A 25,548-nucleotide genomic window follows, 5' to 3' on the forward strand; every position below is an offset into this window, starting at 1 on the left:
CTCAGCCACGCTCCGATGGCTGCGGCGCCATCAAGCTCACCTTGCCATTGACCAGGCCGGGCAGCGGCCGCCCGTTGACATTGGCGGCACGGGTGAGCTGCACCTCCTTGACGGCCAGGCCCCAGTCGCGCGCCGCGCCGTCGAGCCAGCGCAGCAAGGCCGAAGAGGGCGCCTGCTTCAGCGTCAGCAGCACGCCGGATCCTTGCTCGGGCTCGCCTAGCGTCCATAGCTCCGCGCCGAGTCCGGCGCGTTCCAGCGAGGCGCGCAGCTCCGCGGCGCTGGGCATGGCGCCGGTAGGCGGGGCCGACTTGTGCCGCAAAGCCGTGGCCTGCGCGGTCAGGTCGGCGACCGTGGCCGCCTGGCCGCGCAGCGCGGGCAATTCCGCTTGCAGCTTGCGCAGCGTGTTCAAGGGCGGTTCGATCAGCGTGACGAAGACCAGCGCCGCGCCCAGCAGCAGGCCGGCGGCGCTCACCAACCGGCGCTCGCGCGGCGCCAGCGCCCGGTAGCGCTGCCCGGCGCGCGTCAGCGCGGGCGTGAGGGTCTTGGCCAGCGACTGCCTGGCCGCATGCAGGGCTTGCGGGAGTTTCATGGTTGCGCGCGCACGATGCGCCAGGTGTTGTCGTTATCGCCGCGTTCGAGCTTCAGGCCCAGCGCGGCGGCTTGCTGGATCAGCGCGGGGGTTTCCGCGACGCGTTGCGACTGCTCGCCGGCGTCGGCCAGCTGCAGCGTCAGCGCCTGTTCGGCATAGCCCAGGCGGGCCACTTTGTCGGCGGCGAAGGGCAGGGCCTGGGCCGCGGCGCGCGCCAGCGGCAGGAAGTCGGCGGCATTGGCCGCGCCTCGGTTCGCTTGCAGCGCGTCCAGGCCCTGCTGCGCCTGGCGCGGCGGGTCCAGCACCACCGGCAGGTCGGGAAAGGCGGCCAACACCTGCGCGCGCATGCCGTTGCGCAGCGCGTCGGCTTCGGCCTGCAGCTGCGATGCGTACAGATTCAGGCCGCCGATCCAGACGACCGCGGCGGCCGCGCCCCAGCGCCAGACGGGGCGCCAGGCCGAGACACGGGCCGGGGCCAGCTGGGGCATGGCCAGCGACCACGAAGGCGTGGGCGCCAGCCAGCGCGGGTCGGCGGGATCGCGCAGCGGCGCTGCCGTATCGGGTCCCAGGGTCTGCGGCGCGATGAGCGCGTGCGCGCGCAATCCTTGCGCGTTCAGCAGGCCCCAGGCGCGGCGCACGGGTTCGCGTGCGGCCCAGGCCAGCGGGACCGTGCCGTCGGCCGAGCGCGGGCCGTGGCCGATGGCCAGCGCGTCCAGGTCGCTGAGCACCAGTGGCTCCAGGGCGCTGTGCACCGCGGCTGCAAAGCGGGCGCGCGCCACCGCCGGGATCTGCACGTTGGCGGCGATCACGTCCGCGGGGTGCAGCACGGCTTCGCAAGCGGCGTGGGGAAAGGCATGGCCCATGGCTTCAAGCGTCAGCTCGCCCTGGCGGGCGCAGCGCCCGCGCCGGTCGAACCAGGCATAGGGCAGGAGAGAGCCGGCGCCGAACTCGTCCAGCGGCGGCAGCGCGATGCGCAAGATGTTCTTCAAGGAATTTCTCTAGTCCACAAGGTGTCGGGGGCCGCGGGCGGCGAACTGCGCAGCAGCGCCTGCATGGAGATGCGCGCCCGCTCATAGGCCACGGTGCCGCTGGCCAGGAACCAGCCGCTGGTGGTGGCCACGGCGGGCGCGGGCGTCTTCACGCCCGCGCCGGCCAGGCGGTTGGCGAAGTCGCCGGCGTTGTTGAACCAATTGCCGCGGTCGCGCTCGCCCGCCATGGAGCGGGCCTGGCTGAGCGACAGGCCGGGCACCAGGGCCGCAAGCACCTCGGCCGGCGCGGTATTGACGTTGACGGTGGTGGTCGCGGGCAGCACCGTCATGGTTCGGCGCAGCTCATTGCGCGCTGCCGGATCCAGCGAGAGCAGGGCGGCCACTTCGTCCACGCCGCGCGGCAGGGGCGCGCGGGCTTCAGGCGCGGGCCGTCCCGGCGCGGAGGGCGCGTCGGCAGGCAGCGCCGGGGGCTGCGCGGCCGACATCACTTCCACCATGCGCGCGGCCAGCGTGTCCGGCAACTGCAGCGCGTTCAGCAGCCGGCGCAGCACCAGCTCCTGCTCGGGCTGCGGCACGCCATGGTTCGCCAGGTTGTACAGGTTGTACTTGCCTTGCTCGTCCTGCACGCGGCCGGAGAACACGGCGACGCGTTCGTCGCCGGGCCGTTCGATGCGCGTGTCCAGCACCGGCGTGGCCCAGATCTGGTCGCCGCGGGTGGTGGGCTCGCGCCGGCTGTGGTCGCGCACGATCAGGCGGGCCCAGTCTATGCCGCCCGCCAGCATGGCGCGCGCCTGCACCCGCGCCATCTCGTTTTCCACGCGCCGCGTGCTGGCGGTCTGGCGCTGGAACAGGCCGGTGGTCAAGGCCGCCACGATGGCGACGATGATGAGCGCGCTGATGACGGCCGCGCCGCTCTCCGCGGCATTGTGCGGCGCTTTCATGGCAGCTCCAGCACGCGGGTGTAGCGTTCGGGGGCGCCAGGGGAGCCGCGTTCCAGCGCGATCTCCAGGCCGGCGGGGGCGGCGGCCAGGCTGGCGTCGCCATCCACCCAGCCGGTCCCGGGCGCCCAGGCGCGCAGCTTCAGGGCGCGCGTCCCGGGCAGCAGCAGGATGCCGTCGCCGGCGGCCGGCAAGGGGCTGCGCGCCGCCGACGGCCCGCTGGCGCGCCACAGGCCGTCCTTGCGCACCTGCCATTGCACGCGCTGCCACAGGCCGTTGCCGTCGGGGTCGGGGCGCAGGACCTCGAACACGGGGCCGCCGCTTGCGCGGCGCAGCAGGCGCAGGCCGCTGGTATAGGCTTGCGCGTCCAGGCCCGCCGGTTCGAAGCCGGGGCCGGTGTACGAGAGTTCGACGTCGCGCGCCATCTGGCCCAGCGTGCGGACGATGGCGTCGATGTCCTCGGCCTGTTCCTCGATCCGTTCGCGGGCGCTCGACACGTTGGCCAGGCCGCGCCAGGCCATCAGGCTGACCAGCGCCATCAGCGCCAGGGCCACCAGCACTTCGATCAGCGTGAAGCCGGCTTGGGATCGGGGAGAGCGGCGCATGGCTATCGCAGGCTGGACAGCAGGCCGTCCAGTTGCAGCAGGACTGTGCCGGGCTGCGCCGCGCCGGCGTCGCGCACCTTGACCGATACCTGGCGGAAGCTGCGGTTCATCGAATTCGTAAACTCCATTTCGCATTGCAGGGCGCGGCCGCCTTGCGGACAGGGCGCGCTGCGCGTGCCGGCTCGCGGCAGGGCCTGTTCCAGCCGCAGCTGCGCCAGCGCGTTCTGCGCGGCCAGCAGCGCCAGCGTCTTGTCCTGCAGGGCGCGGTTGTTCTCGGCCATGACGCCGGTCGCGCGCAGGGCGGCGCCCATGGCGACGGCGATGATGGCCAGGGCCACCAGCACCTCGATCAGCGTGAACCCGCGCTGCCGGTCGGGCGGGCGGGGCGGTTCATTGAATTTCATAGCGGCCCGCGGCGTCGCGCAGCAGGGTGACGCGGGCATCGCCCGCGCTCAGCGTCAGCGTGACCGGCGCGGCGACCCATTCCGTGTTGAACACCAGCGGCCGGTCCGGATCGAGCCGCAGCGCCACCGGCGCGGCCGACCAGGATTGCGGCCGCAGCACTTCGTCGCGCTCCAGCCGGTCCGGCGGCAGCGGCCTGTCTTCCTCGGCGTTCGGGCCCGGCAGCCGCCCCTGGCGTTCGAACGACCAGCCCTGGCCGTTGGCGAGCCAGCGGATGGGACGGCCGTCGCTGCGGGCTTCGCTCTGGGCCACGGTGAAGGCGTCGGCCAGGCGCTGGGCGTCGCCGCGCAGGCGGTTCTCGCCGCGGCCCACGGACAGACTCACCATGCTGGCCGCGATCGCCACGATCACCAGCACCACCAGGACTTCGACCAGCGTGAAGCCGCGCTCAGAGTTCCCAGGAGCCGATGTCGGCATCGCCGCTTTCTCCGCCGGGCTTGTTGTCGGCGCCGAACGAGAACACGTCGATATCGCCTTTGACGCCGGGGCTCAGGTATTGGTAGGGGTGGCCCCAGGGATCATTGGGCAGCTTGTCCAGGTAGCCGCGCCAGTTGTTCACGCCCTCGGGCTTCTGCACCAGCGCGCGCAAGCCCTGCGCGGTGCTGGGGTAGCGGCCGTTGTCCAGGCGGTACAGCTTCAGCGCCTGCATGATGCCGGCGATGTCCTGGCGCGCGGCGACCTGGCGGGCCTGGTCGGGACGGTCCAGCACGCGGGGGACGATCAGCGCCGCAAGTATCCCCATGATCACTATCACCACCATGATCTCGATGAGGGTGAAACCTTGCTGGCGGGCAAGCCCGCGCGGTAACTGACGCACTTGATGACTCCGGTCTTTCAGTAGAAGCGGGAGATTGTGGACATGAAATATGACAGCAATACTGACGCCGCCACATGCGTCCAGGCCGGACCTGCGCGCAGCGTGCGCATTGTGGCGCCCGCGGCGCGGCCTACTTTTCGCGCGATATGCCGGCGGGCGCGGGCAGGGCGGCCGGGGCCGGCAGGCGGCTGGCGCGCCCGGCCTGTTCCACCGTCACCGCGTCCACGGCGACTTCGCGCAGCACGATGCCGGGGGCCACTTCGCCGCCCGCGCGCCAGGCCAGCGGCGGGCCGCCGTCGACGCTGAGCACGGCGGCGCCGTCGGCGCCGGCGGCGATCACGCCCAGCACGGTGATCTGCGTGCGCATGGCCTCGTCCTTGCCGAACCACAGCGCCACGGGCGTGTTGTCGGCGGCGCGCGGCGCGGCTGCCGATACCGCGGGAGGCAGGGCGCCTGCCTTGGGCGCAAGCAGGATCGAGCCCCATACGCCCAGGCCTGCGGCCAGGGCCAGCACGGCAAGAACGCGGAACGCGGCGGGCAGGTTCGGGCGCAGGGTCAAGAACATGGAACGGGCGGGCAGGGCGGGTTGCGACGGGCCGACTATAGCGTTGCCACATGACAGGCTTGCGATGGCCAGCGGCATTTTCCGCAGCGCTCATCGCGCGGGGCATGCTGTCATCGTTCGTACATGCCTCATGTCTAGCATGCGCTCAAGTCCGGATGACTAAGCCGGGCGCACCTCCTCTCCAACAGGGAACACCCGCATGCAAGACCTGAACCAAGCCAATCGCCGCCGACTCCTGAAAATGCTGGGAGGCGCGCCGATGCTGCCGCTGGGCGGCGTCAGCCTGGCCGCGCTGCTGGCCGGCTGTAATTCCAGCGACGACGATGACGACGATGGCGCGCCGCCCGTCACGCCGGTCACTTTCAAGTCCGCTTCCTTCACGTCCATGGCTGCGCCCTCGCTGTCCCAGCCTGAGCTGATGGCGCGCACCACCGTGGCCTCGGCGCTGGAGCTGACCTTCAGCGACGGCTCCAAGCGCAGCGTCGAACTGGGCTACGAGCCCTTCTTCATGACAGGCGACGCCGTGCCGGACGGCAAGGGCGGCAGCGTGATCGCCGGCGGCTACTACAACCTGGCCGGCGCGCCCATCGTCGATAACTCGGTGCCCGCGAAGGCGCGGCAGTTCTTCTCGAACTGTCCGGACGGCATGTCGCTGCTGTCCTTGTCGGAACCGACCAAGGTGGCGGGCGTGGCCGGCAACGCGCTGTACGCGGTGGTGCAGTTCGAGTACCAGTCCATGGACCAGGCCGGCAAGGACATGTATGGCCTGCTGCCGTCGCAGATCGCGGTGCTGACGCTGTCGCAGGACCCCAACACGGGCAAGCTCAGCCTGGTGAAGTACCACACCGTGGATACCTCGTCGGTGCATGGCCTGTGGATCACCTGCGGCGCGAGCCTCTCGCCCTGGAACACCCACCTGTCCAGCGAAGAGTACGAGCCCGACGCCACCACGGCCAAGGCGTCGTCCTCGTTCCAGGCCTACAGCCAGAATCTCTACGGCGATCCCGCCAAGGCCAATCCCTACCACTACGGCCACATGCCCGAAGTCACCGTCAATCCGGATGGCACCGGCACCATCAAGAAGCACTATTGCATGGGCCGTATCTCGCATGAACTGGTCCAGGTCATGCCGGACCAGCGCACCGCGCTGATGGGCGACGATGCCACCAACGGCGGCCTGTTCATGTTCGTGGCCGACCGCAAGGCCGATCTTTCCGCCGGCACGCTGTACGTGGCCAAATGGAACCAGACTTCGGGCACCGGCCCTGGCGCCGGCACGCTGAGCTGGATCAAGCTGGGCCACGCGACCAGCGCCGAAGTGCAGGCGCTGGCCGACCAGTTGAGCGCCGCCGACATCATGGACGTGCGCACCGCCGATCCGCTGGATGCCGCCTTCACCAAGATCCGCTATTCCGGCAAGGACAACTGGGTCAAGCTGCAGCCCGGCCGCAACGTGGCCGCGGCCTTCCTGGAAACCCACCGCTACGCTGCCATGGCGGGTGGCACGCTGGCCTTCTCCAAGATGGAAGGCACCACCGTCAATGCCAAGGACAAGATCGCCTACAGCGCGATGTCGCGCGTGGACAGCTCGATGACCGACGGCCTGTCGCCTGGTTTCAAGGTCGAAGGCCCGGCGGCCGGCGCGGTCTACCAGCTGCACATGAAGGAAGGCCAGGTCGATACCGACGGCAAGGCCATCGACAGCGCCTGGGTGCCGGTGGACATGGCGGCGGTGCCGGAACTGGTGGGCGAAGTGCTGGCCGCGCGCGACGCGCTGGGCAACACCCACGCCGCCGGCAAGATCTCCAACCCCGACAACCTCAAGTTCTCGGAGAAGCTGCGCACGCTGTTCGTGGGCGAGGACAGTGGCGGCCACGTCAACAACTTCCTGTGGGCCTACAACGTCGACACCAAACAGTTGTCGCGCCTGCTGTCTTGCCCGGTGGCTGCGGAATCGACCGGTCTGCAGGCGGTGGACGAGATCAACGGCTGGACCTACATCACCAGCAACTTCCAGCACGCGGCCGACTGGCAAAGCGTGCACTCGGTGGTGCGGCCGACGCTGGAGCCCTTGGTCAAGGCCAACTACAAGGACGGCTTCGGCGCGTCGGTGGGCTATCTGACCGGTGTCAAGATCGGCGCCTAGGTTCGCGGCCTGCCTCTGGCTGCGGGGCGGCTTCCTTCGGGCAGCCGCTATTTTTTTGCGCATTCCGCGCAAAAGAATCCTGATCCGTCGATCAGGCTTTCTTCTCTTCGCTTCACGGGGCTTTCACCTTTGCTGGCCATCATGTGCCCCAGCGTAAAACCCTGTTCATGACAAGAGAAGAGAAGCATGCAAGCATTGAATTGGAGAAGATGGTGCGCGGCCTTGCTGGCGACCAGCGCCCTCGCGGGCTGCGGCGGCAGCGACGATGACGACGACACCGAAGCCCCGCCGACCCAGCCGCCGGTAACCCAGCCGGATCCGACGCCCGCCGACAAGGTGCTGTTCATCGGCGTCGACGGCCTGACCTACGACGCCATGCGTCGGGGTGTTGCCGACAAGTCCCTGCCGAACATGGCGCAACTCAACGCCACGCGCGCCTGGACCGGCGGCGTGACGGACGCGCCCACGCAGCAGCCGACGTTGCTGGCGCCGGGCTGGGCGACCTTGTTGACCGGCCAATGGGCCGACCAGCACGGCGTGCGCTACAGCGTGCAGGGCGAGACGCTGCAAACGCCGACCCTGTTCCAGCGCGTCAAGCAGGCGCGTCCCGAGGCGCGCAGCGCTGCCGCCTTCAATTCGACGGTGCTGGCCGGGCTCATCGCGGGCCAGCGCGACGCAGGCTATCTGCAATCGCTGACCGACTGTGCCGGCGCGGACGATTGCGTCGCCGCCCAGGCGCGCGACCGCATTACCGAAGGCTATGACGTGGTGGTGGCGCAGTTCGGCGCGCCGGAACGCGTGGCCTCGGAGAACGGCTTCGGCTCGGCCTATGACGGCGCGATCCGCCAGGCCGACACGGCCATCGGCGCGCTGGCCAAGCAGATCGCCGACCGCAAGGCGGAGCACCCGGGCGAAAAGTGGCTGGTGATCGTGGCTTCCAGCCACGGCCTGGGCAAGACCGGCGCCAGCGACGGTCGTCCCATGTCCTCGAACAAGACCATCCTGCTGGCCGCGAACCAGCCCGCGCTGCTGGGCGGCAGCGCCGACGACGCTTCGTTCGACGGTCTGTGGGACAACAACTGGTACGCGCTGCCCAGCGCGGCCGACGTGGCGCCGACGGTGCTGGATCATCTGAAAGCGCTGCCGGCCGCCGCCAAGTACGACATGGCGGGCACCTCGCTGGCCGGCAAGCTGGCGCTGCGCCACACCGCCGCTCGCACCTCGACCGATAACAAGAGCGTGACCTTGAGCTGGGTGCGCGTGGGCGAACCCGCCGGCGACATCGTGATCAGCCGCGACGGCGCGGAGATTGCGCGCGTGCCCGGCACGGCCGCCGAGTACGTCGACAAGGGCTTCAAGTTCGAGACCGAAGGCGTGCACACGCTGAACTACAGCGTCGCCGTCGGCAACGCGGTCAGCGCGGCGCGCACCACCGTGGCCTACACCAAGCCGCTGCCGCTGCTGGCTTCGCTGCGCACCGGCCTGACGATGCTGTTCCCGTTCGAAGGCAATATGACCGACGTTGCCGCGGGCGGCGGGGCCATCACGCCGTTCGACGGCACGCAGGCGCCGGCCTACGCCGATGCGGGCGTGTTCGGCAAGATGTTCAAGAACGACCGCAGCGCGGCAGCCCTGGGCGGCTTCAAGCTGGACTACCCGGCAGGCATGCTGGACGCGGCCCAGGCCTTCACCATCGGCTTCTGGTACCAGTCCGACGGCACCGCCAACGACCGTTCCATCCTGGGCAACAAGGACTACAACTCGGGTGGCAACCCCGGCATCACCATCGCGCAATGGGCGGGCCCGGTGCTGTACTTCAACCTGGCCGGCGGCGGCTCGCGGGTCGACATTAACAACGTCAAGTTCACGCCGAACAAGCCCGTGTATGTCGCGATGACCGTGAACAAGACGGCCAAGACCCTGACGGCTTCCGTCTACGACAGCGAGCTGGGCTTCTCGCAACGCACCATCGGCACCGGCTCGGTCGACCTGACCAAGATCGCCGGCGTCTACGGGCCGCACATCGGCCTGAATGAAGACGGACGCGGCACCTATGGCGTCTGCTGCGCCGGCACCAAGGGTCCCTACACGATGTATTTCGACGACCTGGCCTACTGGTCGCGCGCGCTCACCGAAGCTGAAGTGAAGTCGCTCGCCCTGTCTGGCAAGTCCGTTTCCGAACTGTTTCCCTGATGTACCGAGGATAGAAAAATGAATATGTCCATGATCCTGCGCGGTTTCCTGCGCCTGGGCGCGGTGCTGATGCTGAGCGCCACGCTGGCCGCCTGCGGCGGCGATGACGGCGACAGCGACGGCGGCAAAGACCCCGGCACCGGCCAGCCCGAAACGCCGAAGCCCGAGCCGACCAAACCCGAATTGCGTTGCGCGCCCTGAGCCGCGCGCCCACCCGATCCATAGGAATAGAATCCGTGACGTTCGATAAAGACCAGGTCCACGCCGGCAAGCGCCGCTTCTTGCGCAACGCAGCCGCCTCGACCGCCGGCCTGACCGCGCTGTCGATGTTCCCGCCGGCCATTCGCCGCGCGCTGGCCATCCCCGCCAACAACCGCACCGGCACCATCAACGACGTCGAGCACGTGGTCATCCTGATGCAGGAAAACCGCTCCTTCGACATGTACTTCGGCACGTTCAAGGGCGTGCGCGGCTTCGGCGACCGCATCACCATCCCGCTGCCCGAAAAGCGTTCGGTCTGGGAGCAGAGCAACGGCACCCGCGTGGTGATGCCGTATCACCTGGACAGCACCCAGGGCAACGCCCAGCGCGTGGCAGGCACGCCCCACGACTACGTGGACGCGCAGATGGCCTGGGACGGCGGCCGCATGGACCACTGGCCGCGCTACAAGCAGAACCAGTCCATGGGCTACTACAAGAAGAAAGAGGTGGAGTTCCAGTTCGCGCTGGCCGAAGCCTTCACGCTGTGCGACGCCTACCACTGTTCCACGCACGGCGGCACCAACACCAACCGCCTGTTCCACTGGACCGGCACCAACGATCCGCTGGCCCTGGGCAACGGCCCCTCGACCCGCAACCAGTGGGACAGCCTGGGCGCCTCGTCCACCGGCTGGACCTGGAAGACCTATCCCGAGCGCCTGCAGGAAGCCGGCGTCAGCTGGAAGGTCTATCAGAACCTGCCCGAGAACTTCGGCGACAACCCGCTGGCCGGCTTCAAGCAGTACCGCCGCGCCAACGAACTGGCCGGCAACGGCGCCAACGGCGCGCCGTATCCGGCCTGGACGCCCTCCATGGACGCCGCCAACCCGCTCTACAAGGGCACGGCCAACACCATGCCCGACGGCGGCTTCCTGAAGGCGCTGCGCGAGGACGCGGTCAACGGCACGCTGCCGCAGGTGTCGTGGATCGTGGCGCCGGCCACGTATTCCGAGCACCCCGGCCCGTCCAGCCCGATCCAGGGCGCCTGGTACATCCAGGAAACGCTGGACGCGCTGACGGCCAACCCCGAGGTCTGGAGCAAGACCGTGCTGCTCATCAACTTCGATGAGAACGACGGCTACTTCGACCATCTGCCGCCGCCCGCCGCGCCCTCGCTGAACCCGGACGGCTCGATGGCCGGCGCCTCCACCGTCAACACCGACCTGGAGCGCCACACCCACGCCTCCGCCCAGGACGCCGCCGACGACCGCGTCTACGGCCCCGGCCCGCGCGTGCCCATGTACGTGGTCTCGCCGTGGAGCCGCGGCGGCTGGGTCAATTCCCAGGCCTTCGACCACACCTCGGTGCTGCGCTTCCTGGAAGCCCGCTTCGGCGTGGCCGAGGACAACATCAGTCCCTGGCGCCGCGCGGTGCTGGGCGACATGACCTCGGCCTTCAACTTCGCCACGCCCAACAATGAAAAGCTGCCCGACCTGAACCTGCTGACCCGCGCGGGTTCGGACAGCGAGCGCAGCGCGCAGGAAGCCCTGAAGGCCGTGCCGCTGCCCGATCCCAGCACCCAGGCCAAGCCGGTGCAGGAGCAGGGCGTGCGCTATTCGCGCGCCTTGCCCTACGAGCTGCACACCAGCGGCCGCGCCCAGCCCGATACGGGCGCCATGCGCCTGGTGTTCTCCAATACGGGCAAGCAGGCGGCGGTATTCCATGTGTATGACCGCCTGCACCTGGACCGCCTGCCGCGCCGCTACACGGTGGAACCGGACAAGCAGCTCGAAGGCAGCTGGGACACCGCGGCCGACGGCGGCAAGTACGACCTGTGGGTGCTGGGTCCCAACGGCTACCACCGCCATTTCGCCGGCGACCTGGCCCTGGCCCGCACGTCGGCGCTGGCGCCGGAGATCCGCGTCTGCTACGAAATCTCCAAGGGCGACGTCTACGTCAGCTTCATCAATGGCGGCAAGGCTCCCTGCACCTTCGAAGTCGCGCCCAACGCCTACTACGCCAACCACGAGCGCTGGAAGTTCACGGTGCCCGCGGGCGGCCAGGTCGAACAGCACTGGGCGCTGGAAGGCAGCCAGGGCTGGTACGACTTCACCGTGCGCCTGGCCGAAGACCCGGCCTATCTGCGGCGCTTTGCCGGCCGCGTCGAAACCGGCCGTGCCTCGGTGACGGACCCGGCGATGGGGCTGTAGGCCTCAGGCGGCGGTCTGCGGTTCGCGCGCCTGGAAAGCCTGGGCGCAGGCCTCGCAGATCGCCGCCGTGATGCCCTGGCGCGCATGCTCGCGCCGCTCCAGCATGCCGATGGCGCGGGACATCGGCCCCAGGTCCTGCGGCAGGGTGAGAATCCGCAGTTCCGGGCTGTGCTGCCAGTTGGAGCCGTTGATCAGCGGCAGCAGCGTCACGCCGACCTCCTGGCGCACCAGTTCGACCAGCGTCTCGATCGCGTTGAGTTCCAGGAATTCGTTCAGGGGCGCGCCCAGGCGCCGCAGCAGCCGGTCTATCTGCAGGCCGGTGCGCTGGGTGCGGTCAAAGCGCAGGAAGGGGTTCTGCGCCAGCACCTGGCGCGCGTCCGCCCCGGGCGCCGAGCGCGGCGCGATCACCACCAGCTGTTCTTCATATAGCGCGGTCCAGCGCGTGCTGGCCATCTTGCGCCCGGCCTCCACCAGGAAGGCCGCGTCCAGCTCGCCGTCCTCGACCTTGCCCGCCAGTTCGCTGGCCTTGCCCGACAGGATGCGCACGTCCAGCTTGGGGTGCTGTTTTTTCATGCCGGACACGACCTTGGATAGGGTGCCCATGCAGGACACGATGCTGCCCACGGCGACCGACCCGGCCAGTTCGCCGGGCACGGTGCGCGGCAGCCGCATGCGATCGTAGAGATCCAGCAAGTGCTTGATTTCCGGCAGCAATTCCCGGCCGGCGGCGTTCAGGATGGCAAGGCGGCCGCTACGGTCGAAGAGTTCGCGTCCCAATTCCGTTTCCAGGGAGCGCATCTGGAAGCTGACCGCGGCCTGCGTCAGCGCCACCTGTTCGGCCGCTTCGGAGAAGGAACCGTGGTGCGCGACCGCCAGGAAAGTGCGCAGAAAACGGATGGTACTCATAAAAATCTCTTTTATGACGGAACAAAATTTCAAATTGATTTAATTAGACCACGGGAGTAACTTCGGCCGCTTACCCGTTATGAGACTAGCCACATGAAATCCTTCGACTGGGGCAACCCGTATCCTTCCGTCCGCATTCCGCTGTTCGCCCGCAATGTGGTGTCCACGTCGCATCCGCTGGCGGCGCAGGCGGGGTTGCGCATGTTGCTCAAGGGCGGCAATGCCGTGGACGCCGCCATCGCCGCGGCAGCCACCATCGTCCTGGTCGAACCCGTGTCCTGCGGCCTGGGCGGCGACTGTTTCGCCATCGTCTGGGACGGCAAGGAACTGCATGGCCTGAACTCCTCGGGCGTGGCCCCGGCGGCCTGGAGCACCGAGTACTTCAAGCGCAAGCACGGCGTGGGCGCCGACGGCCTGGCGATCCAGCCCAAGCGCGGCTGGGACGCCGTGACGGTGCCGGGCGTGGTGGCCGGCTGGGCCGCGCTGCACGAAAAACTGGGCAAGCTGCCGTTCGAGCAACTGTTCGAGCCCGCCATCGAGATCGCCGAGCGCGGCTATGCCGTGCCGCCGGTGGTGGCGCACAAATGGGCCGCCGCCGCCGAGGAACTGAAGTCGCAGCCGGGCTACGCCCAGGCCTTCCTGCCCGAAGGCCGCGCGCCCAAGGTCGGCGAACACTTCCGCTTCCCCGACGCCGCCAATACCCTGCGCCGCATCGCCGCCTCCAAGGGCCGCGACTTCTATGAAGGCGAACTCGCCGAACGCATCGCCGCCTTCAGCCAGGAATGCGGCGGCGCCATGACCCTGGAAGACCTGCGCAACTACCGCCCGGAATGGGTCAAGCCCATCTCCAAGTCCTACCGCGGCTACGAATTGCACGAGATTCCGCCGAACGGGCAGGGCATTGCCGCCCTGATCGCGCTGGGCATCGTCGAACGCTTCGACATGGCCGACATCCCGGTGGACTCGGTGCAGTCGCAGCACATCCAGATCGAAGCCATGAAGCTGGCCTTCGCCGACCTGTACAAGTACGTGGCGGATCCGCGTTCCATGCAGGTGACGCCGGAGCAGATGCTGTCCGACGCCTACCTGGACAGCCGCGCCAAGCTGATCCGCCTGGATCGCGCCACCCACTTCGAGGCGGGCCGTCCGCACGCCGGCGGCACCATCTACCTGACCGCCGCCGATGAGAACGGCATGATGATCTCGTTCATCCAGTCCAACTATATGGGCTTCGGTTCGGGCGTGGTGGTGCCGGGCACCGGCATCAGCATGCAGAACCGCGGCGTGGGCTTCTCGATGGATCCGAAGTCGGCCAACGTGGTCGAAGGCGGCAAGCGTCCGTTCCATACCATCATCCCGGGCTTCCTGACGCGCGGCGGTAAGCCGGTCATGAGCTTTGGCGTGATGGGCGGCGACATGCAGCCGCAAGGCCACATGCAGACCGTGGTGCGCATGCTGGACTATCACCAGAATCCGCAGGCCGCCTGCTGCGCGCCGCGCTGGAAGGTCAACCGCGATTTCACGCTGGACATCGAGACCAATATGAAGGCTTCCACCATTGCGGGCCTGAAAGACCTCGGGCATGCTTTGAAGTCGGTCGACGATCCGTACATGGATTTCGGCGCGGGCCAGTTCATCTGGCGCATGTCCGAAAACGACAACGAGCTTGGCTACGTCGCCGCCAGCGACAGCCGGCGCGATGGTCAGGCGGTCGGCTTCTAATACGCAATAGCGCAGCCACAAGGGGAATTTAAATAATGAAACGCTTGACCTTGACCTTCGGCGCCAGCCTGCTGGCGCTGGCCGCGGGCGCGGCTTCCGCCCAGAACATCCGGATCGGCCTGCAGGAGGATCCGGACGTGCTGGACCCGCACCGGGCGCGCACGTATGTGGGCCGCATCGTCTTCACCTCGCTGTGCGACAAGCTGATCGACATCGATCCCAAGCTGCACTTCGTGCCGCAACTGGCCACCTCGTGGTCGTTCAGCCCCGACAACAAGGTGCTGACCTTCAAGCTGCGCGAGGACGCGCTGTTCCATGACGGCTCCAAGTTCGACGCCGCCGCGGCCAAGTCCAATCTGGAACGCGCCATGTCCTTGCCGGACAGCCTGCGCAAGGGCGAACTGGCCTCGGTGGAAAAGGTCGACGCGCCTGACGCCACGACGCTGGTGCTGACGCTGAAAAAGCCCGACGCCACCTTGCTGGCCCAGCTGTCCGACCGCGCCGGCATGATGCTGTCGCCCAAGACCTTCAGCGACGACGTCGCCGCCGTGGGCCGCAAGCCCGTGTGCTCCGGTCCCTACAAGTTCGTCGAACGCATCCAGAATGACCGCATCGTGCTGGAGAAATTCGACCAGTACTACGACGCCAAGGACTTCGCCTTCAAGCGCGTGACCTTCCTGCCGATCCCGGACACCACCGTGCGCCTGTCCAACCTGCGCGCGGGCGACCTGGACCTGCTGGAGCGCCTGAATCCCTCCGACGTGCCGCAGGTCAAGAGCGACGCCAGCCTGACCTTTGCGCCGGTGGCCGGCCTGGGCTTCCAGCAGTTCATGTTCAACGTCGCCAACGGCAAGCGCGCCGAGGACAATCCGTTCAAGAACAAGCTGGTGCGCCAGGCGTTCCAGTACGCCATCGACCGCAACGCCATCAGCGAAGTGGCCGGCGGCGGCATCTTCGATCCGGCGCAGCAGCCGTTCCCGCCCGCCAGCCCCTACCACAGCGACAAGTTCCCGCCGACCCAGCGCGACGTTGCCAAGGCGAAGGCGCTGCTCAAGCAGGCGGGTTTCGACCGCGTGAAGGCCGAGGTCATGTTCGGCAACAACACCACGACGTCGTCGATCGCCGAGATCGTGCAGGCCATGGCGTCCGAGGCGGGCTTCGACCTGTCGCTGCGCCCGACCGAGTACGCGGCCCTGCAGAAGGAATCGGCCGGCGGCAATTTCCAGGTCGTGATGCTGGGCTGGTCGGGCCGGGTCGATCCGGACGGCAACATCCACGCTTTCGTCACCTGCAAGGGCGCGCTGAACGACGGCCACTATTGCAACCCGGAAGTGGACAAGCTGCTGAACGAAGCCCGCACCGTGCCGGACGAAACCAAGCGCAAGGCGATCTACGACCAGGCGCAGACCATCATCCAGGACGAATTGCCCGGGGTGTATAACTACTACCAGCCCTGGCCCTTCGCCATGGCCAAGAAGGTCAAGGGCTTCACGCCCTATCCTGACGGCATGATCCGCCTGAAAGGCGTGACGTTCGCGCAGAAGTGATCGCGGCGCGGCAGTCAAGCGCCGCGCCAGCCGGACGCGCCTTGCGCGTCCGGTTGTCGTTTGCGGCGGCAGGGCGTAGCGGATCATCCTGCGCGCCCCGTCCGCCGTTCCTGTCTTACGGTTTCTCATATGCTTAAACTCATCTTGCGCCGCGTGCTCGTCGCGATACCGACACTGATACTGGTGTCGATGATCGTCTTCATGCTGCAGAAAATCCTGCCCGGCGATCCGGTGCTGACACTGGCCGGTGAAGAACGCGATCCGGCCGTCCTGGACTACTTGCGGGACAAGTACCGCTTGAACGATCCGCTGCCCGTGCAGTACGCCGCCTGGGCCGGACAGGTCCTGCAAGGCGACCTGGGCAAATCGCTGCGCACCGACGTCCCCGTCACCACGCTGATCGGCCAGAAGCTGCCGGTCACGCTGCAGCTGGCCGCCATGGCCATGTTCTTCGCGCTGCTGATAGGTATCCCCATGGGCATCATCGCCGCGGTGCGCAAGGGCAAGCCCATCGAAATGGGCGCCAACATCGCCGCGCTGTCCGGCATGTCCATTCCCAACTTCTGGCTCGGCATCATCCTCATCATGGTGGTGTCGGTGCAATGGAAGCTGCTGCCGGCCTCGGGCTACGTATCGCCGTCCGAGGACTTCTGGCTGTCGATCAAGACCATGCTGATGCCGTCCCTGGTGCTGTCCACGGCCATCGCCGCGTATCTGATGCGCCATACCCGCTCGGCCATGCTGGAGGCCTTGTCGGCCGACTACGTGCGCACCGCGCGCGCCAAGGGCGTGTCGCCGCGCAGCGTGGTGCTGCGCCACGCCTTGCGCAATGCGCTCATGCCCATCGTCACGCTGGTGACGCTGCTGTTCGGCGAACTGCTGGCCGGCGCCGTGCTGACCGAGCAGGTCTTCACGATTCCGGGCTTCGGCAAGCTGGTGGTCGACGCGGTCTTCACGCGCGACTACGCGGTGGTGCAGGGCGTGGTGCTCTGCGTGGCGGTGGGTTTCATCATCATGAACCTGCTGGCCGACATCCTGTACATCCTGGTCAATCCCCGCCTGAGGCACTCATGAGCGCAATTCCTGCAACGGCCGCAGCCGTCACGCCGCCCCGCAGCCGCAACCGCGCCTGGGGCAAATTCAAGCGCAACCACATCGCCATGCTGGGCCTGGTCATCGTGCTGTTCTTCGTGCTGCTGGCCATCCTGGCGCCGCTGATCGCCAGCCACGATCCCTTCCAGACCAGCTTCACCACCATCCGCAAGGCGCCTTCGGCGTCCTACTGGCTGGGCACCGACGAACTGGGCCGCGACATCTTCAGCCGCATGGTCTACGGCGCGCGCGCCTCGCTGATGGCGGGCCTGGTGTCGGTCCTGATCGCGCTGGCGGTGGGCGTGCCCTTCGGCCTGGCCGCCGGCTACTTCGGCGGCTGGACCGACAGCATCATCTCCCGCGCCACCGAAGCGCTGCTGGCGATTCCCTTCCTGATCCTGGCCATCGCGCTGGCCGCCTTCCTCGGCCCCAGCCTGATGAACGCCATGATCGCCATCGGCGTCTCGGCCGCGCCCAAGTTCATCCGCCTCACGCGCGGGCAGGTGCTGGCGGTCAAGAACGAGGACTACGTGCAGAGCGCGCGCGCCCTGGGCGCGTCCGACCTGCGCATCATCGGCCGCCATGTGTTTCCCAACGTGATGCCGCCCTTGATCGTGCAGGCCACCATCACCATCGCCACCGCCATCATCGCCGAGGCCAGCCTGTCGTTCCTGGGCCTGGGGCTGCAGCCGCCGAACCCGTCCTGGGGCTCGATGCTGAACACCGCCAAGAACTTCATGACCCAGGCGCCCTGGATGTCCATCTTCCCCGGATCGGCCATTTTCCTGGTGGTGCTGGGCTTCAATCTGCTGGGCGACGGGCTGCGCGACGCGCTCGATCCGCGTCAGGAAAAGTAATCACATGGCAACAACAATGGACCCCAAGCGCGTCGTCCAGGTCAACGACCTGACCGTGCGCTTCAAGACCCCCGAGCGCACCGTGGAAGCGGTGCGCAAGGTCTCCTTCCACGTCGACCGCGGCGAAACCCTGGCCATCGTGGGCGAATCCGGCTCCGGCAAGTCCGTGACCTCGCTGGCGCTGATGCGCCTGGTCGAGTACGGCGGCGGCCGGATCGTCAATGGCGGCATGCTGCTGCGCCGGCGCAGCGGCGAAGTGCTGGACCTGCTCAACGCGCCCGACAGCACGCTGCAGCGCGTGCGCGGCGCGGACGTGGCCATGATCTTCCAGGAGCCCATGACGTCCCTGAACCCCAGCTTCACGGCCGGCAACCAGATTGCCGAAGCCCTGCAGCTGCACCAGGGGCTGGACGCGGCCGCGGCCCGCGCCGAGACGCTGCGCATGCTGGAGCGCGTGCGCATCCCCGAGGCCCGCGCCATCTTGGACCGTTATCCGCACCAGCTGTCGGGTGGCATGCGCCAGCGCGTCATGATCGCCATGGCGCTGTCGTGCAAGCCCCAGCTGCTGATCGCCGACGAGCCGACCACGGCCCTGGACGTGACCATCCAGGCCCAGATCCTGCAACTGATCCGCCAGCTGCAGGAAGAAATGGACATGGGCGTGATCTTCATCACGCACGACATGGGCGTGGTGGCCGAAGTCGCCGACCGCGTGCTGGTCATGTACCGCGGCGACAAGGTCGAAGAGGGCAGCTCGGACGAGGTCTTCGCCCGGCCGCAGCACGCCTACACGCGCGCGCTGCTGTCGGCGGTGCCGCGCCTGGGCGCCATGCAGGGCACGGACGAGCCCGCGCCGTTCCCGCTGCTGCGGGTGGACGACGCCACGGCGCGACCGCAAGCCGCCGCCGCGCCGGTCGCGGCCGCGTCCACCGTGCGCCGCGAAAACGGCCCGGTGCTGAAGGTGCGCGACCTGACCACCAGCTTCGACATCACCGGCGGCATCCTGGGCCGGGTGCAGAAGCGCGTGCACGCCGTGGAGAAGGTCAGCTTCGACCTGTATCCGGGCGAGACGCTGTCGCTGGTGGGCGAGTCCGGCTGCGGCAAGACCACCACCGGCCGTTCGCTGCTGCAGCTGGTCAAGAGCAAGGCCGGCAGCATCGAATTCGACGGCAAGAACATCGGCGCGCTGCGCGGCAGCGCCATGCAGACCCTGCGCCAGCACATCCAGTTCATCTTCCAGGATCCGTTCGCCTCGCTGGATCCGCGCATGACGGTGGGCTATTCCATCATGGAGCCGCTGCTGATCCACGGCGTGGCGCGCGGCAAGGCGGCCGAGGAGCGGGTGCGCTGGCTGATGGACAAGTGTGGCCTGCTGCCGGAAATGATCGACCGCTATCCGCACGAGTTCTCGGGCGGCCAGCGCCAGCGCATCTGCATTGCGCGCGCCCTGGCGCTGAATCCCAAGGTGGTGATCGCCGACGAATCCGTGTCGGCGCTGGACGTCTCGATCCAGGCGCAGATCGTCAACCTGCTGCTGGACCTGCAGCGCGAGCTGGGCGTGTCGTTCCTGTTCATCTCGCACGACATGGCCGTGGTCGAACGCGTCAGCCACCGGGTGGCGGTGATGTACCTGGGCCAGATCGTCGAAATCGGCCCGCGCCGGGCCATTTTCGAGAACCCGCAGCATCCCTACACCAAGAAGCTGATGGCGGCGGTGCCCATCGCCGATCCGCAGCGCCGCCACCGCGAGCGCTCGCTGCTGGTCGACGAGATCCCCAGCCCGATGCGCAAGCTGGGCGACGATCCGCTGGTCGAGCCGCTGGTCGCCGTGGGCGAAGGCCATTTCGTGGCCCGCCATTCGATCGGGGTCTATTGAGGCAGTAGGCCGCCGGCTGGCAGCCGGTGGCCGGTAGCATCCCCCCGCTGCGCGCGGGGGGAGCCGAAACTAGCGCTTTTCCAGCGCCAGCTTCAGCCCGAAGGCGATGAACACCGCGCCCGTCATGCGGTCCAGGCCGCGCATCACGGCCGGGCGCGACAGCCAGCGCGCCAGCGGGCGGGTCGCCGCCACCAGCACGCCAAACCACAGTATCCCCAGCACTGCGTGGATACCTGCCAGCAGCAGGCTGAAGCGCAGCACGTCGGCGCCCGCGGGAATGAACTGCGGCAGGAAGGTGATGTAGAAGATCCCGATCTTGGGATTGAGGACATTGGTCAGGCAGCCGCGCATGAACCAGCCGCCAGCGCTGGCCGTCGCAGCCGGCGCAGGTCGGGACGCGTCGGGCGCGGCCTGCCTGCCGGGCCGGGCGCCCCACAGCAGTTTCACGCCCAGATAGAACAGGTACAGCGCCGCGCAGAGGCGCAGCGCGTCGTAGGCCAGGGTCGATACCAGCAGCAGCGATCCCAGGCCGAATGCCGCCACCACACCCCAGGCCAGGCATCCGGCGGCGATGCCCAGGCCAGCCATGAGCGCGCGGCGGCCACCTTCGACGGCGGCGGTGCGCAGCACCAGGGCGGTGTCCATGCCGGGCGTGATGGTCAGGATGGCGGCGGCCAGGGTAAAGGCGAGCAGGGCGGCGGTGGCGGTCATGGGCGGGGTCCGGTGGCGGGCATGGCTAAGCGGAGTCGGCCAGTGTAGCGCCGCCGGCCCGGCGCCCGCAGCCGCCTGTCGCCGTGCCGCAGGCGTTATCATGGCGGCCTTCAGCAATTCGCTACATTCACCGGATTTACGCCATGGCCCTGCGCGCCACCATCTACAAGGCCGAGCTCAACGTCGCCGACACCGACCGCCACTACTACGGCAGCCACTCGCTGACGGTCGCCCGCCATCCCTCGGAAACCGACGAGCGCATGATGGTGCGGCTGGTCGCCTACGCCCTGCATGCGCAGGAGGAACTGGCCTTCACCAAGGGCCTGAGCGACACCGACGAGCCCGACCTGTGGGTCAAGGACCTGACCGGCGCCGTCAAGCTCTGGATCGAAGTCGGCCAGCCGGAAGAACGCCGCATCCTGCGCGCCTGCGGCCGCGCCGACGAAGTCATTGTCTATTGCTACGGCGGTTCCGCCAGCAAGATCTGGTGGGACGGCGTCAAGAACAAGCTCGAGCGCACGCGCAACCTCAAGGTCGTGAACCTGCCCTCGGACCAGACCCGGGCCCTGGCCCAGCTGGCCGAGCGCACCATGCGGCTGAACGCCAATATCTCCGATGGCGTGGTGTATTTCTCGGCCGACAAGGGCGAGGTCAGCGTCGAGCCGGAAGCCTGGCGCTAGGCCCGAGGCCGCCTCAACCGCAGGCGTCGGCGGCCTGATTCGCGGGATCGGCGCAGGCGCGCCAGCGGGCCTCGTCCATCGCAGGCAGCAGCAGCACCCGGCTCATCAAGTCCGAATACCAGAAGATCCTGCCAGGCTTGTCGCGCATGGCCTGCCAGACCCGCTCTTGCGCGTCCGTCGCGAGCCGCGCGCGGCCTTGCGCGTCGGTTACGCCTTGGACCAGGATGGTTTGCGTGTCCGGACTCCAGGACTGCATGTCCGTATCGTCCAGCGGCACCTCGTCGGCGATGCTCACGATGCGCCAGTCATTGCCCGGCACCTCGGTGGACAGCGTGCCCAATTCTTCCCGGCGCACCGGATAAGGGCGGGAGTCGGCGGAGGCGTGCGCGACATCGGCATAGGACCTGGCGCCATCCCCGGGGGAGTGGCGGCGCAGATAGCGCTGCTGCGGCTGGCCCTGGGCATCATAGGTCTGGACCTGGAAGGCGCCGCCCTGCGAGATGGTATCGATGGCGCGCAGCAGGCGGCCCGCGGCGTCGCGCGCGTAGAACCGGCCGCCGGCCGGTTCCTGCTTGTCGTCGCAAGCCTCGTTGATGAAGGCGGTCAGCGCGCCGCGGGCGTCGCGTTTCAGGCAGGTCTGGCGGGTCGCCTCGTAGGCGGCGGGCCGGCGGACCGAGGTCTGCTCGTACTCGACCACCCGCGTCAGGGCGCCGGCGCCGTCGTACTCCAGCGTGTAACCGCCGGCCAGGAAGGGCGTGCCGCCGCGGCGGGGGATCTCATAGTGTTCCGCGCGGCACAGCCGGCCGTCGCCGTCGAAATACAGCCTCGCGGGCGCCTGTGAGGCGTCGTCCAGCCGATAAGCGGACCAATCGACCCTGTCCATCCAGGTGCGGGGCAGCGGATCGCCGGTTTCCTCGACCCATGCCGGCGTGTTGCGGGCGGCAATGCGCTCGCCCTGGCGGCCGAGCAGGACGCGGTCGCCGCCCAGGCCGACCGAGACGGGCACCGCCGCCAGCGCCACGGGCGCGGTGAAATCAACGGCAGCCGGCCCGCAGGCCGCCAGCGCGGGGCCGGCATGCGCGATGGCCGCCAGCAGCAAGACCAGTCGCTTATGCATATTGCAGCATGTCCATGAACTTCAGCAGATCCCAGAACTCCTTGGACACGCCGCCCAGCCGCAGCTTGCCGTCATTGTCCTCGAACAGCAGGAAGGGGTAGGCGTCGCGCTCCAGGGTGCCGGGAGCGGGCAGGCGGTAGGGCTTGAAGACGTCCGGGTTGTTGAAGAAAGGCTCCAACCGGCCGCCGCCGTCCACATGCATGTAACGCACGCGTAGTACTTGTTTCTGATACTTGGCCTGCGTTTCCGGGTAATCGCCGCCGTCGCCCGCCACCACGGCGTCGGCCAGGGCGGCCAGGAAGATGCGCTGGAAGCCGGCGTAGTGGATCTCGCCGCTGGTGGAGTCGCCGGGCGCCTCGATCAGCGTCTTGACCAACTGGGTGGCGCGGGATCCCGGGACGATGGTCTTCGCGAACAGGCTGTCGATATCGGCCTTGGCCGGATCGGGCGACTGCCGCAGGCGCTGCAGGTCGGCGCGGAAGTCCTCCAGCCATTGCCGGTAGCGGGCGTTCTCCGCCTGGCGGTCGAATGCCTGGGCCTGGGCCACGCCGCCAGGGAGGGTGATCAGGAAGGCCAGCAGCAGGAGCCAGGCACGTTGCAGCCAGCCCGAGGGCACGCGGATAGGGTGTTCCATAGGCCGGTGATCATATCGTTCAAAATGATGCTATTTTGGTGCAGAGCGTGACAAAATGTCAGACATGGCCACCGGCATGGCCATGTCTATGAACCCAGTGTTGAATCAGGTCCAGAAATGCCAGCAACAGGTGACGTTCCCCCTGCATGCGCGCCCGCCGGCGGCGCGGAAAATGTGCAAACCGGGCTCGACGGTCCCCTGGACCGGCTCGCCCGCTTGGCCAGGCGGCATTTCGGCGTGGACATGGCGCTGGTGGCCTGCAGCGACGCAGACGGCGTCTGGCAGGCCCAGGCGGGCGCCTTGCCCGCAGCCAGCGCCGGCACGCTTCCTTTTTCCGTGGATTGCCCGCTGCGCGCCTCCGATGGCCGGCGGCTGGGCGCGTTCCGGTTGCTGCACGCCCAGCCCCGGGATTTCGGCGACGAGGACCTGGACGCGCTGCATGATTTCGCCGAACTGGCCGTCGCGGCCGTGGAAAAGCGCCAGGCCCTGGCGGCGGAACGGGCGGCGGAAGACGGCTGGCGCACCGAGGCGCGCAATCTGGGCATGGCGATCGCCGGCAGCGGCACGGGCATCTGGGACCGCAATGTCGTGACCGGCGAGATCACGTATTCCCCGGGCTGGAAGGCCTTGCTGGGCTACACCGAAGCCGAAGTCACCAACCGCATCGAGGATTCCTACAAACGCCTGCATCCGGACGACGCCGACTATGTGCGCGCCGCCATGCAGGCGCATTTCGAAGGCAGGACCGAAAGCTACGAGGTCGAGCACCGCATCCTCTGCAAGGACGGCAGCTACAAGTGGATCTGCAGCCGCGGCAAGGTGGTCAGCCGCGACCCGCAGGGCCGGGCCTTGCGCATGATGGGCACCACCACCGACATCAGCGCCATGCGCGCCATGTCCGAGCGCCTGCGGCGCACGGCGGACCTGCTGGTCAACCTGACCGACGCCGTGCCCGGCATGGTGTTCCAGTGCGGCCAGCGGCCCGAGGGCGGGTCGCGCTTCCTGTACGTCAGCGCCGGCATCTGGGACATGTTTGAACTCACTCCATACGACGTCCGCACGAGTCCGTCGGCGATCGAGCAGCGCGTCCATCCCGAGGACCTGGCCACCTATCACGCCTCGCTGCAGGCCGCGGCCGCGGCCCAGACGCCCTGGCACCTGGAGTTCCGCGTGTGCCTGCCGCAGCAGGGCCTGCGCTGGCGCCAGGGCGACGCCAGCCCGCGCAAGGGGCCGGACGGCTCGGTGGTCTGGCATGGCTTCGTGACCGACATCACCGATCGCAAGCGCGCCGACTTCGAACTGCGCGAACTTGCCGCCACCGACGCCCTGACCACCTTGCCGAACCGCCGCCATTTCATGTCGCGCATCGCGGCGGAGCTGGCCCGCATCAAGCGGCAGGGCAGCGACTGCGCCGCCGTGCTGATGTGCGACCTGGACCACTTCAAGCGCATCAACGACACTTGGGGCCATGCGATTGGCGATGGCGTGCTGCAGCATTTCGCCAATACGCTGCGGGCGCAGCTGCGGGCGGTCGACCTGGTGGGGCGCATCGGCGGCGAGGAATTCGCCGTGGTGCTGCCGGACACCGACATCGAGCGCGCGCACGCCTTCGCCACGCGGGTGCAGCAGCGCATCGCGGCCGCGCCGTTTTCGCTGGGCGACGACCGGCACATTCCGCTGACGGTCAGCATCGGCATCTCCACCATGCACACGCTGGACGCCGACGCCGAGCTGGCGCTCAGCCGCAGCGACCGCGCGCTCTACCACGCCAAGCAGCGCGGGCGTAACCGCATCGAGTCAGCGCCCTCAGTGTTTTCCCGATAGAACAACCGGCATAGGCATTTGTTCCATTGACGGTACATTAGGACACCCATAGAGTTCCCTTCATGGGAACCTCACTACCGCTGCCGAAGTACCACCAGATCTACCTCGTCCTGCGCGAGCAGGTGCAGGAGGGGCGTTTCGATCAGGACGGCGTACCCGGGGAGCACGCGCTGGCCGACCAGTTCGACGTGGCCCGCATCACCATCCGCAAGGCCATGGAGATGCTGGTGGCCGACGGGCTGGTGTCGCGCCGGCCCGGCCTGGGCACCTGGCCGCTGCGCGCGCCGGCGAATCCGGCCAGCGCGCCCAGGGCCAATCCGCCGCAGAAGGCGCATCTGACCGGCCTGCTGGAAAACATCGTCAACATGGGCCTGCGCACCTCGGTGCGGGTGCTGGACAGCGCCCTGGTGTCGGCGCCGCCCGTGGTGGCCGAAGCGCTGGACCTCGCGCCCGGCGCGCCCGTGCACAAGAGCCTGCGGGTGCGCAGCACCGAGGCCGGGCCGCTGTCCCACATCACCACCTACGTGCCGCAGGCAGTGGCCGACTTCACACGTGAAGACCTGGAGCGCGAACCCCTGCTGATGCTGCTGGAAGCGGCCGGCGTGGAGTTCGGCGGCGCCACCCAGACCATTTCGGCGCGGCTGGCCGATGCGCAGGTGGCGCGCCACCTGGACGTGGCCGTGGGCTCGGCGTTGCTGGCCGTGACGCGCATCGTGCGCGACGTGAATGAGCGGCCGGTGCAGTTGCTGCAAGGTCTGTACCGCCCCGATCGCTATCAGTACCAGTTGCAGCTGTCACGCGTCGGCAGCATCGACGCCAAGGTCTGGGTCAGCGAAGAGCTGTCCGCCCAATTCCATTGAACCCCCGGAG

Annotated in this window: 24 protein-coding genes; 12 read left to right on the forward strand and 12 right to left on the reverse strand. The window is 68.3% G+C overall.

Going from position 1 to position 25,548, the window contains the following annotated elements:
* Window position 1: 1 nt before the first annotated feature.
* The 8 genes from gspM to BRO63_RS12140 all read right to left on the reverse strand — a co-directional run bounded on the left by gspM (window position 2) and on the right by BRO63_RS12140 (window position 4,965).
* Complete coding sequence (gene gspM / locus BRO63_RS12105; RefSeq protein WP_088140031.1) at window positions 2–589, reverse strand: type II secretion system protein GspM; 588 nt, start codon at window positions 587–589, stop codon at window positions 2–4.
* Window positions 586–1,578: a type II secretion system protein GspL gene (gspL, locus tag BRO63_RS12110; protein WP_088140032.1), complete on the reverse strand. Its 993-nt coding sequence runs from the start codon at window positions 1,576–1,578 to the stop codon at window positions 586–588. The genes gspM and gspL overlap by 4 nt, the downstream gene beginning before the upstream one ends.
* The gene (gene gspK, locus BRO63_RS12115) at window positions 1,575–2,519 is read right to left on the reverse strand and encodes a type II secretion system minor pseudopilin GspK (RefSeq protein ID WP_088140033.1); all 945 of its coding nucleotides are present in this window, start codon (window positions 2,517–2,519) and stop codon (window positions 1,575–1,577) included. The genes gspL and gspK overlap by 4 nt, the downstream gene beginning before the upstream one ends.
* A complete protein-coding gene (locus BRO63_RS12120) occupies window positions 2,516–3,121 on the reverse strand; it encodes a prepilin-type N-terminal cleavage/methylation domain-containing protein (protein WP_088140034.1) in 606 nt (201 codons plus the stop codon). The genes gspK and BRO63_RS12120 overlap by 4 nt, the downstream gene beginning before the upstream one ends.
* A gap of 2 nt (window positions 3,122–3,123) precedes the next feature.
* The gene (gene gspI, locus BRO63_RS12125) at window positions 3,124–3,525 is read right to left on the reverse strand and encodes a type II secretion system minor pseudopilin GspI (RefSeq protein WP_088140035.1); all 402 of its coding nucleotides are present in this window, start codon (window positions 3,523–3,525) and stop codon (window positions 3,124–3,126) included.
* A complete protein-coding gene (gene gspH, locus BRO63_RS12130; RefSeq protein ID WP_088140036.1) occupies window positions 3,512–4,000 on the reverse strand; it encodes a type II secretion system minor pseudopilin GspH in 489 nt (162 codons plus the stop codon). The genes gspI and gspH overlap by 14 nt, the downstream gene beginning before the upstream one ends.
* The gene (gene gspG / locus BRO63_RS12135; protein WP_054456600.1) at window positions 3,972–4,400 is read right to left on the reverse strand and encodes a type II secretion system major pseudopilin GspG; all 429 of its coding nucleotides are present in this window, start codon (window positions 4,398–4,400) and stop codon (window positions 3,972–3,974) included. The genes gspH and gspG overlap by 29 nt, the downstream gene beginning before the upstream one ends.
* A 130-nt stretch (window positions 4,401–4,530) precedes the next feature.
* Window positions 4,531–4,965, reverse strand: a complete 435-nt coding sequence (locus BRO63_RS12140; protein WP_088140107.1) for a general secretion pathway protein GspC — start codon at window positions 4,963–4,965, stop codon at window positions 4,531–4,533.
* A gap of 199 nt (window positions 4,966–5,164) precedes the next feature.
* Between BRO63_RS12140 and BRO63_RS12145 the strand changes: the two genes are divergently transcribed.
* The 4 genes from BRO63_RS12145 to BRO63_RS12160 all read left to right on the forward strand — a co-directional run bounded on the left by BRO63_RS12145 (window position 5,165) and on the right by BRO63_RS12160 (window position 11,712).
* Window positions 5,165–7,111 carry a PhoX family protein gene (locus tag BRO63_RS12145; RefSeq protein WP_088140037.1) on the forward strand — a complete coding sequence of 649 codons (1,947 nt, stop codon included), beginning with the start codon at window positions 5,165–5,167 and terminating at the stop codon, window positions 7,109–7,111.
* 186 nt (window positions 7,112–7,297) lie between these two features.
* On the forward strand, window positions 7,298–9,304 hold the full coding sequence (locus BRO63_RS12150) for an alkaline phosphatase family protein (protein WP_088140038.1): 2,007 nt from the start codon (window positions 7,298–7,300) through the stop codon (window positions 9,302–9,304).
* A gap of 18 nt (window positions 9,305–9,322) precedes the next feature.
* Complete coding sequence (locus BRO63_RS12155; RefSeq protein ID WP_088140039.1) at window positions 9,323–9,505, forward strand: hypothetical protein; 183 nt, start codon at window positions 9,323–9,325, stop codon at window positions 9,503–9,505.
* A gap of 35 nt (window positions 9,506–9,540) precedes the next feature.
* A complete protein-coding gene (locus tag BRO63_RS12160; protein ID WP_088140040.1) occupies window positions 9,541–11,712 on the forward strand; it encodes a phosphocholine-specific phospholipase C in 2,172 nt (723 codons plus the stop codon).
* A gap of 3 nt (window positions 11,713–11,715) precedes the next feature.
* Here BRO63_RS12160 and BRO63_RS12165 read toward each other — a convergent pair whose 3' ends face one another.
* Window positions 11,716–12,618, reverse strand: coding sequence for a LysR family transcriptional regulator (locus BRO63_RS12165; protein ID WP_088140041.1), 903 nt, complete (start codon window positions 12,616–12,618; stop codon window positions 11,716–11,718).
* 93 nt (window positions 12,619–12,711) lie between these two features.
* Between BRO63_RS12165 and ggt the strand changes: the two genes are divergently transcribed.
* From ggt to BRO63_RS12190, 5 genes are all read left to right on the forward strand, one after another.
* Window positions 12,712–14,340, forward strand: a complete 1,629-nt coding sequence (gene ggt / locus BRO63_RS12170; protein ID WP_054456605.1) for a gamma-glutamyltransferase — start codon at window positions 12,712–12,714, stop codon at window positions 14,338–14,340.
* A 35-nt stretch (window positions 14,341–14,375) separates the two neighbouring features.
* Window positions 14,376–15,887, forward strand: coding sequence for an ABC transporter substrate-binding protein (locus BRO63_RS12175; protein WP_088140042.1), 1,512 nt, complete (start codon window positions 14,376–14,378; stop codon window positions 15,885–15,887).
* A 129-nt stretch (window positions 15,888–16,016) separates the two neighbouring features.
* On the forward strand, window positions 16,017–16,961 hold the full coding sequence (locus BRO63_RS12180) for an ABC transporter permease (protein ID WP_088140043.1): 945 nt from the start codon (window positions 16,017–16,019) through the stop codon (window positions 16,959–16,961).
* Entirely contained in the window at window positions 16,958–17,836 is an 879-nt protein-coding gene (locus BRO63_RS12185) for an ABC transporter permease (RefSeq protein ID WP_088140044.1), read from the forward strand. Before BRO63_RS12180 ends, BRO63_RS12185 begins: the two co-directional genes overlap by 4 nt.
* Window positions 17,837–17,852: 16 nt before the next feature.
* On the forward strand, window positions 17,853–19,712 hold the full coding sequence (locus BRO63_RS12190; RefSeq protein WP_088140045.1) for a dipeptide ABC transporter ATP-binding protein: 1,860 nt from the start codon (window positions 17,853–17,855) through the stop codon (window positions 19,710–19,712).
* Window positions 19,713–19,781: 69 nt separating this feature from the next.
* On the opposite strand, the gene BRO63_RS12195 is transcribed toward BRO63_RS12190, so the two are convergent.
* The gene (locus tag BRO63_RS12195) at window positions 19,782–20,423 is read right to left on the reverse strand and encodes a LysE family translocator (protein ID WP_088140046.1); all 642 of its coding nucleotides are present in this window, start codon (window positions 20,421–20,423) and stop codon (window positions 19,782–19,784) included.
* A gap of 143 nt (window positions 20,424–20,566) precedes the next feature.
* Here BRO63_RS12195 and BRO63_RS12200 point away from each other — a divergent pair, with 143 nt between their 5' ends.
* Window positions 20,567–21,103 (forward strand): YaeQ family protein, encoded by a 537-nt coding sequence (locus BRO63_RS12200; protein ID WP_088140047.1) that lies wholly within the window; start codon window positions 20,567–20,569, stop codon window positions 21,101–21,103.
* A 13-nt stretch (window positions 21,104–21,116) separates the two neighbouring features.
* On the opposite strand, the gene BRO63_RS12205 is transcribed toward BRO63_RS12200, so the two are convergent.
* Complete coding sequence (locus BRO63_RS12205) at window positions 21,117–22,220, reverse strand: hypothetical protein (protein WP_088140048.1); 1,104 nt, start codon at window positions 22,218–22,220, stop codon at window positions 21,117–21,119.
* Window positions 22,213–22,854: a hypothetical protein gene (locus BRO63_RS12210; RefSeq protein ID WP_088140049.1), complete on the reverse strand. Its 642-nt coding sequence runs from the start codon at window positions 22,852–22,854 to the stop codon at window positions 22,213–22,215. The genes BRO63_RS12205 and BRO63_RS12210 overlap by 8 nt, the downstream gene beginning before the upstream one ends.
* Before the next feature lie 117 nt (window positions 22,855–22,971).
* Between BRO63_RS12210 and BRO63_RS12215 the strand changes: the two genes are divergently transcribed.
* Window positions 22,972–24,678: a diguanylate cyclase gene (locus BRO63_RS12215; protein ID WP_088140050.1), complete on the forward strand. Its 1,707-nt coding sequence runs from the start codon at window positions 22,972–22,974 to the stop codon at window positions 24,676–24,678.
* A 62-nt stretch (window positions 24,679–24,740) separates the two neighbouring features.
* Window positions 24,741–25,538 (forward strand): GntR family transcriptional regulator, encoded by a 798-nt coding sequence (locus BRO63_RS12220; protein ID WP_088140051.1) that lies wholly within the window; start codon window positions 24,741–24,743, stop codon window positions 25,536–25,538.
* Window positions 25,539–25,548: the final 10 nt, after the last annotated feature.

It is taken from the genome of Achromobacter xylosoxidans (assembly GCF_002192695.1).
Taxonomy (GTDB): Bacteria; Pseudomonadota; Gammaproteobacteria; order Burkholderiales; family Burkholderiaceae_B; genus Achromobacter; species Achromobacter xylosoxidans_C.

What these genes read in the sequence shown, in the direction of transcription:
- gspM (WP_088140031.1), bottom strand. Translation starts at nt 589, where the DNA reads ATGAAACTCCCGCAAGCCCTGCATGCGGCCAGGCAGTCGCTGGCCAAG.
- gspK (WP_088140033.1), bottom strand. Translation starts at nt 2,519, where the DNA reads ATGAAAGCGCCGCACAATGCCGCGGAGAGCGGCGCGGCCGTCATCAGC.
- BRO63_RS12120 (WP_088140034.1), bottom strand. Translation starts at nt 3,121, where the DNA reads ATGCGCCGCTCTCCCCGATCCCAAGCCGGCTTCACGCTGATCGAAGTG.
- gspI (WP_088140035.1), bottom strand. Translation starts at nt 3,525, where the DNA reads ATGAAATTCAATGAACCGCCCCGCCCGCCCGACCGGCAGCGCGGGTTC.
- gspH (WP_088140036.1), bottom strand. Translation starts at nt 4,000, where the DNA reads ATGCCGACATCGGCTCCTGGGAACTCTGAGCGCGGCTTCACGCTGGTC.
- BRO63_RS12140 (WP_088140107.1), bottom strand. Translation starts at nt 4,965, where the DNA reads ATGTTCTTGACCCTGCGCCCGAACCTGCCCGCCGCGTTCCGCGTTCTT.
- BRO63_RS12145 (WP_088140037.1), top strand. Translation starts at nt 5,165, where the DNA reads ATGCAAGACCTGAACCAAGCCAATCGCCGCCGACTCCTGAAAATGCTG.
- BRO63_RS12150 (WP_088140038.1), top strand. Translation starts at nt 7,298, where the DNA reads ATGCAAGCATTGAATTGGAGAAGATGGTGCGCGGCCTTGCTGGCGACC.
- BRO63_RS12155 (WP_088140039.1), top strand. Translation starts at nt 9,323, where the DNA reads ATGAATATGTCCATGATCCTGCGCGGTTTCCTGCGCCTGGGCGCGGTG.
- BRO63_RS12165 (WP_088140041.1), bottom strand. Translation starts at nt 12,618, where the DNA reads ATGAGTACCATCCGTTTTCTGCGCACTTTCCTGGCGGTCGCGCACCAC.
- ggt (WP_054456605.1), top strand. Translation starts at nt 12,712, where the DNA reads ATGAAATCCTTCGACTGGGGCAACCCGTATCCTTCCGTCCGCATTCCG.
- BRO63_RS12175 (WP_088140042.1), top strand. Translation starts at nt 14,376, where the DNA reads ATGAAACGCTTGACCTTGACCTTCGGCGCCAGCCTGCTGGCGCTGGCC.
- BRO63_RS12180 (WP_088140043.1), top strand. Translation starts at nt 16,017, where the DNA reads ATGCTTAAACTCATCTTGCGCCGCGTGCTCGTCGCGATACCGACACTG.
- BRO63_RS12185 (WP_088140044.1), top strand. Translation starts at nt 16,958, where the DNA reads ATGAGCGCAATTCCTGCAACGGCCGCAGCCGTCACGCCGCCCCGCAGC.
- BRO63_RS12190 (WP_088140045.1), top strand. Translation starts at nt 17,853, where the DNA reads ATGGACCCCAAGCGCGTCGTCCAGGTCAACGACCTGACCGTGCGCTTC.
- BRO63_RS12195 (WP_088140046.1), bottom strand. Translation starts at nt 20,423, where the DNA reads ATGACCGCCACCGCCGCCCTGCTCGCCTTTACCCTGGCCGCCGCCATC.
- BRO63_RS12200 (WP_088140047.1), top strand. Translation starts at nt 20,567, where the DNA reads ATGGCCCTGCGCGCCACCATCTACAAGGCCGAGCTCAACGTCGCCGAC.
- BRO63_RS12205 (WP_088140048.1), bottom strand. Translation starts at nt 22,220, where the DNA reads ATGCATAAGCGACTGGTCTTGCTGCTGGCGGCCATCGCGCATGCCGGC.
- BRO63_RS12210 (WP_088140049.1), bottom strand. Translation starts at nt 22,854, where the DNA reads ATGGAACACCCTATCCGCGTGCCCTCGGGCTGGCTGCAACGTGCCTGG.
- BRO63_RS12215 (WP_088140050.1), top strand. Translation starts at nt 22,972, where the DNA reads ATGCCAGCAACAGGTGACGTTCCCCCTGCATGCGCGCCCGCCGGCGGC.
- BRO63_RS12220 (WP_088140051.1), top strand. Translation starts at nt 24,741, where the DNA reads ATGGGAACCTCACTACCGCTGCCGAAGTACCACCAGATCTACCTCGTC.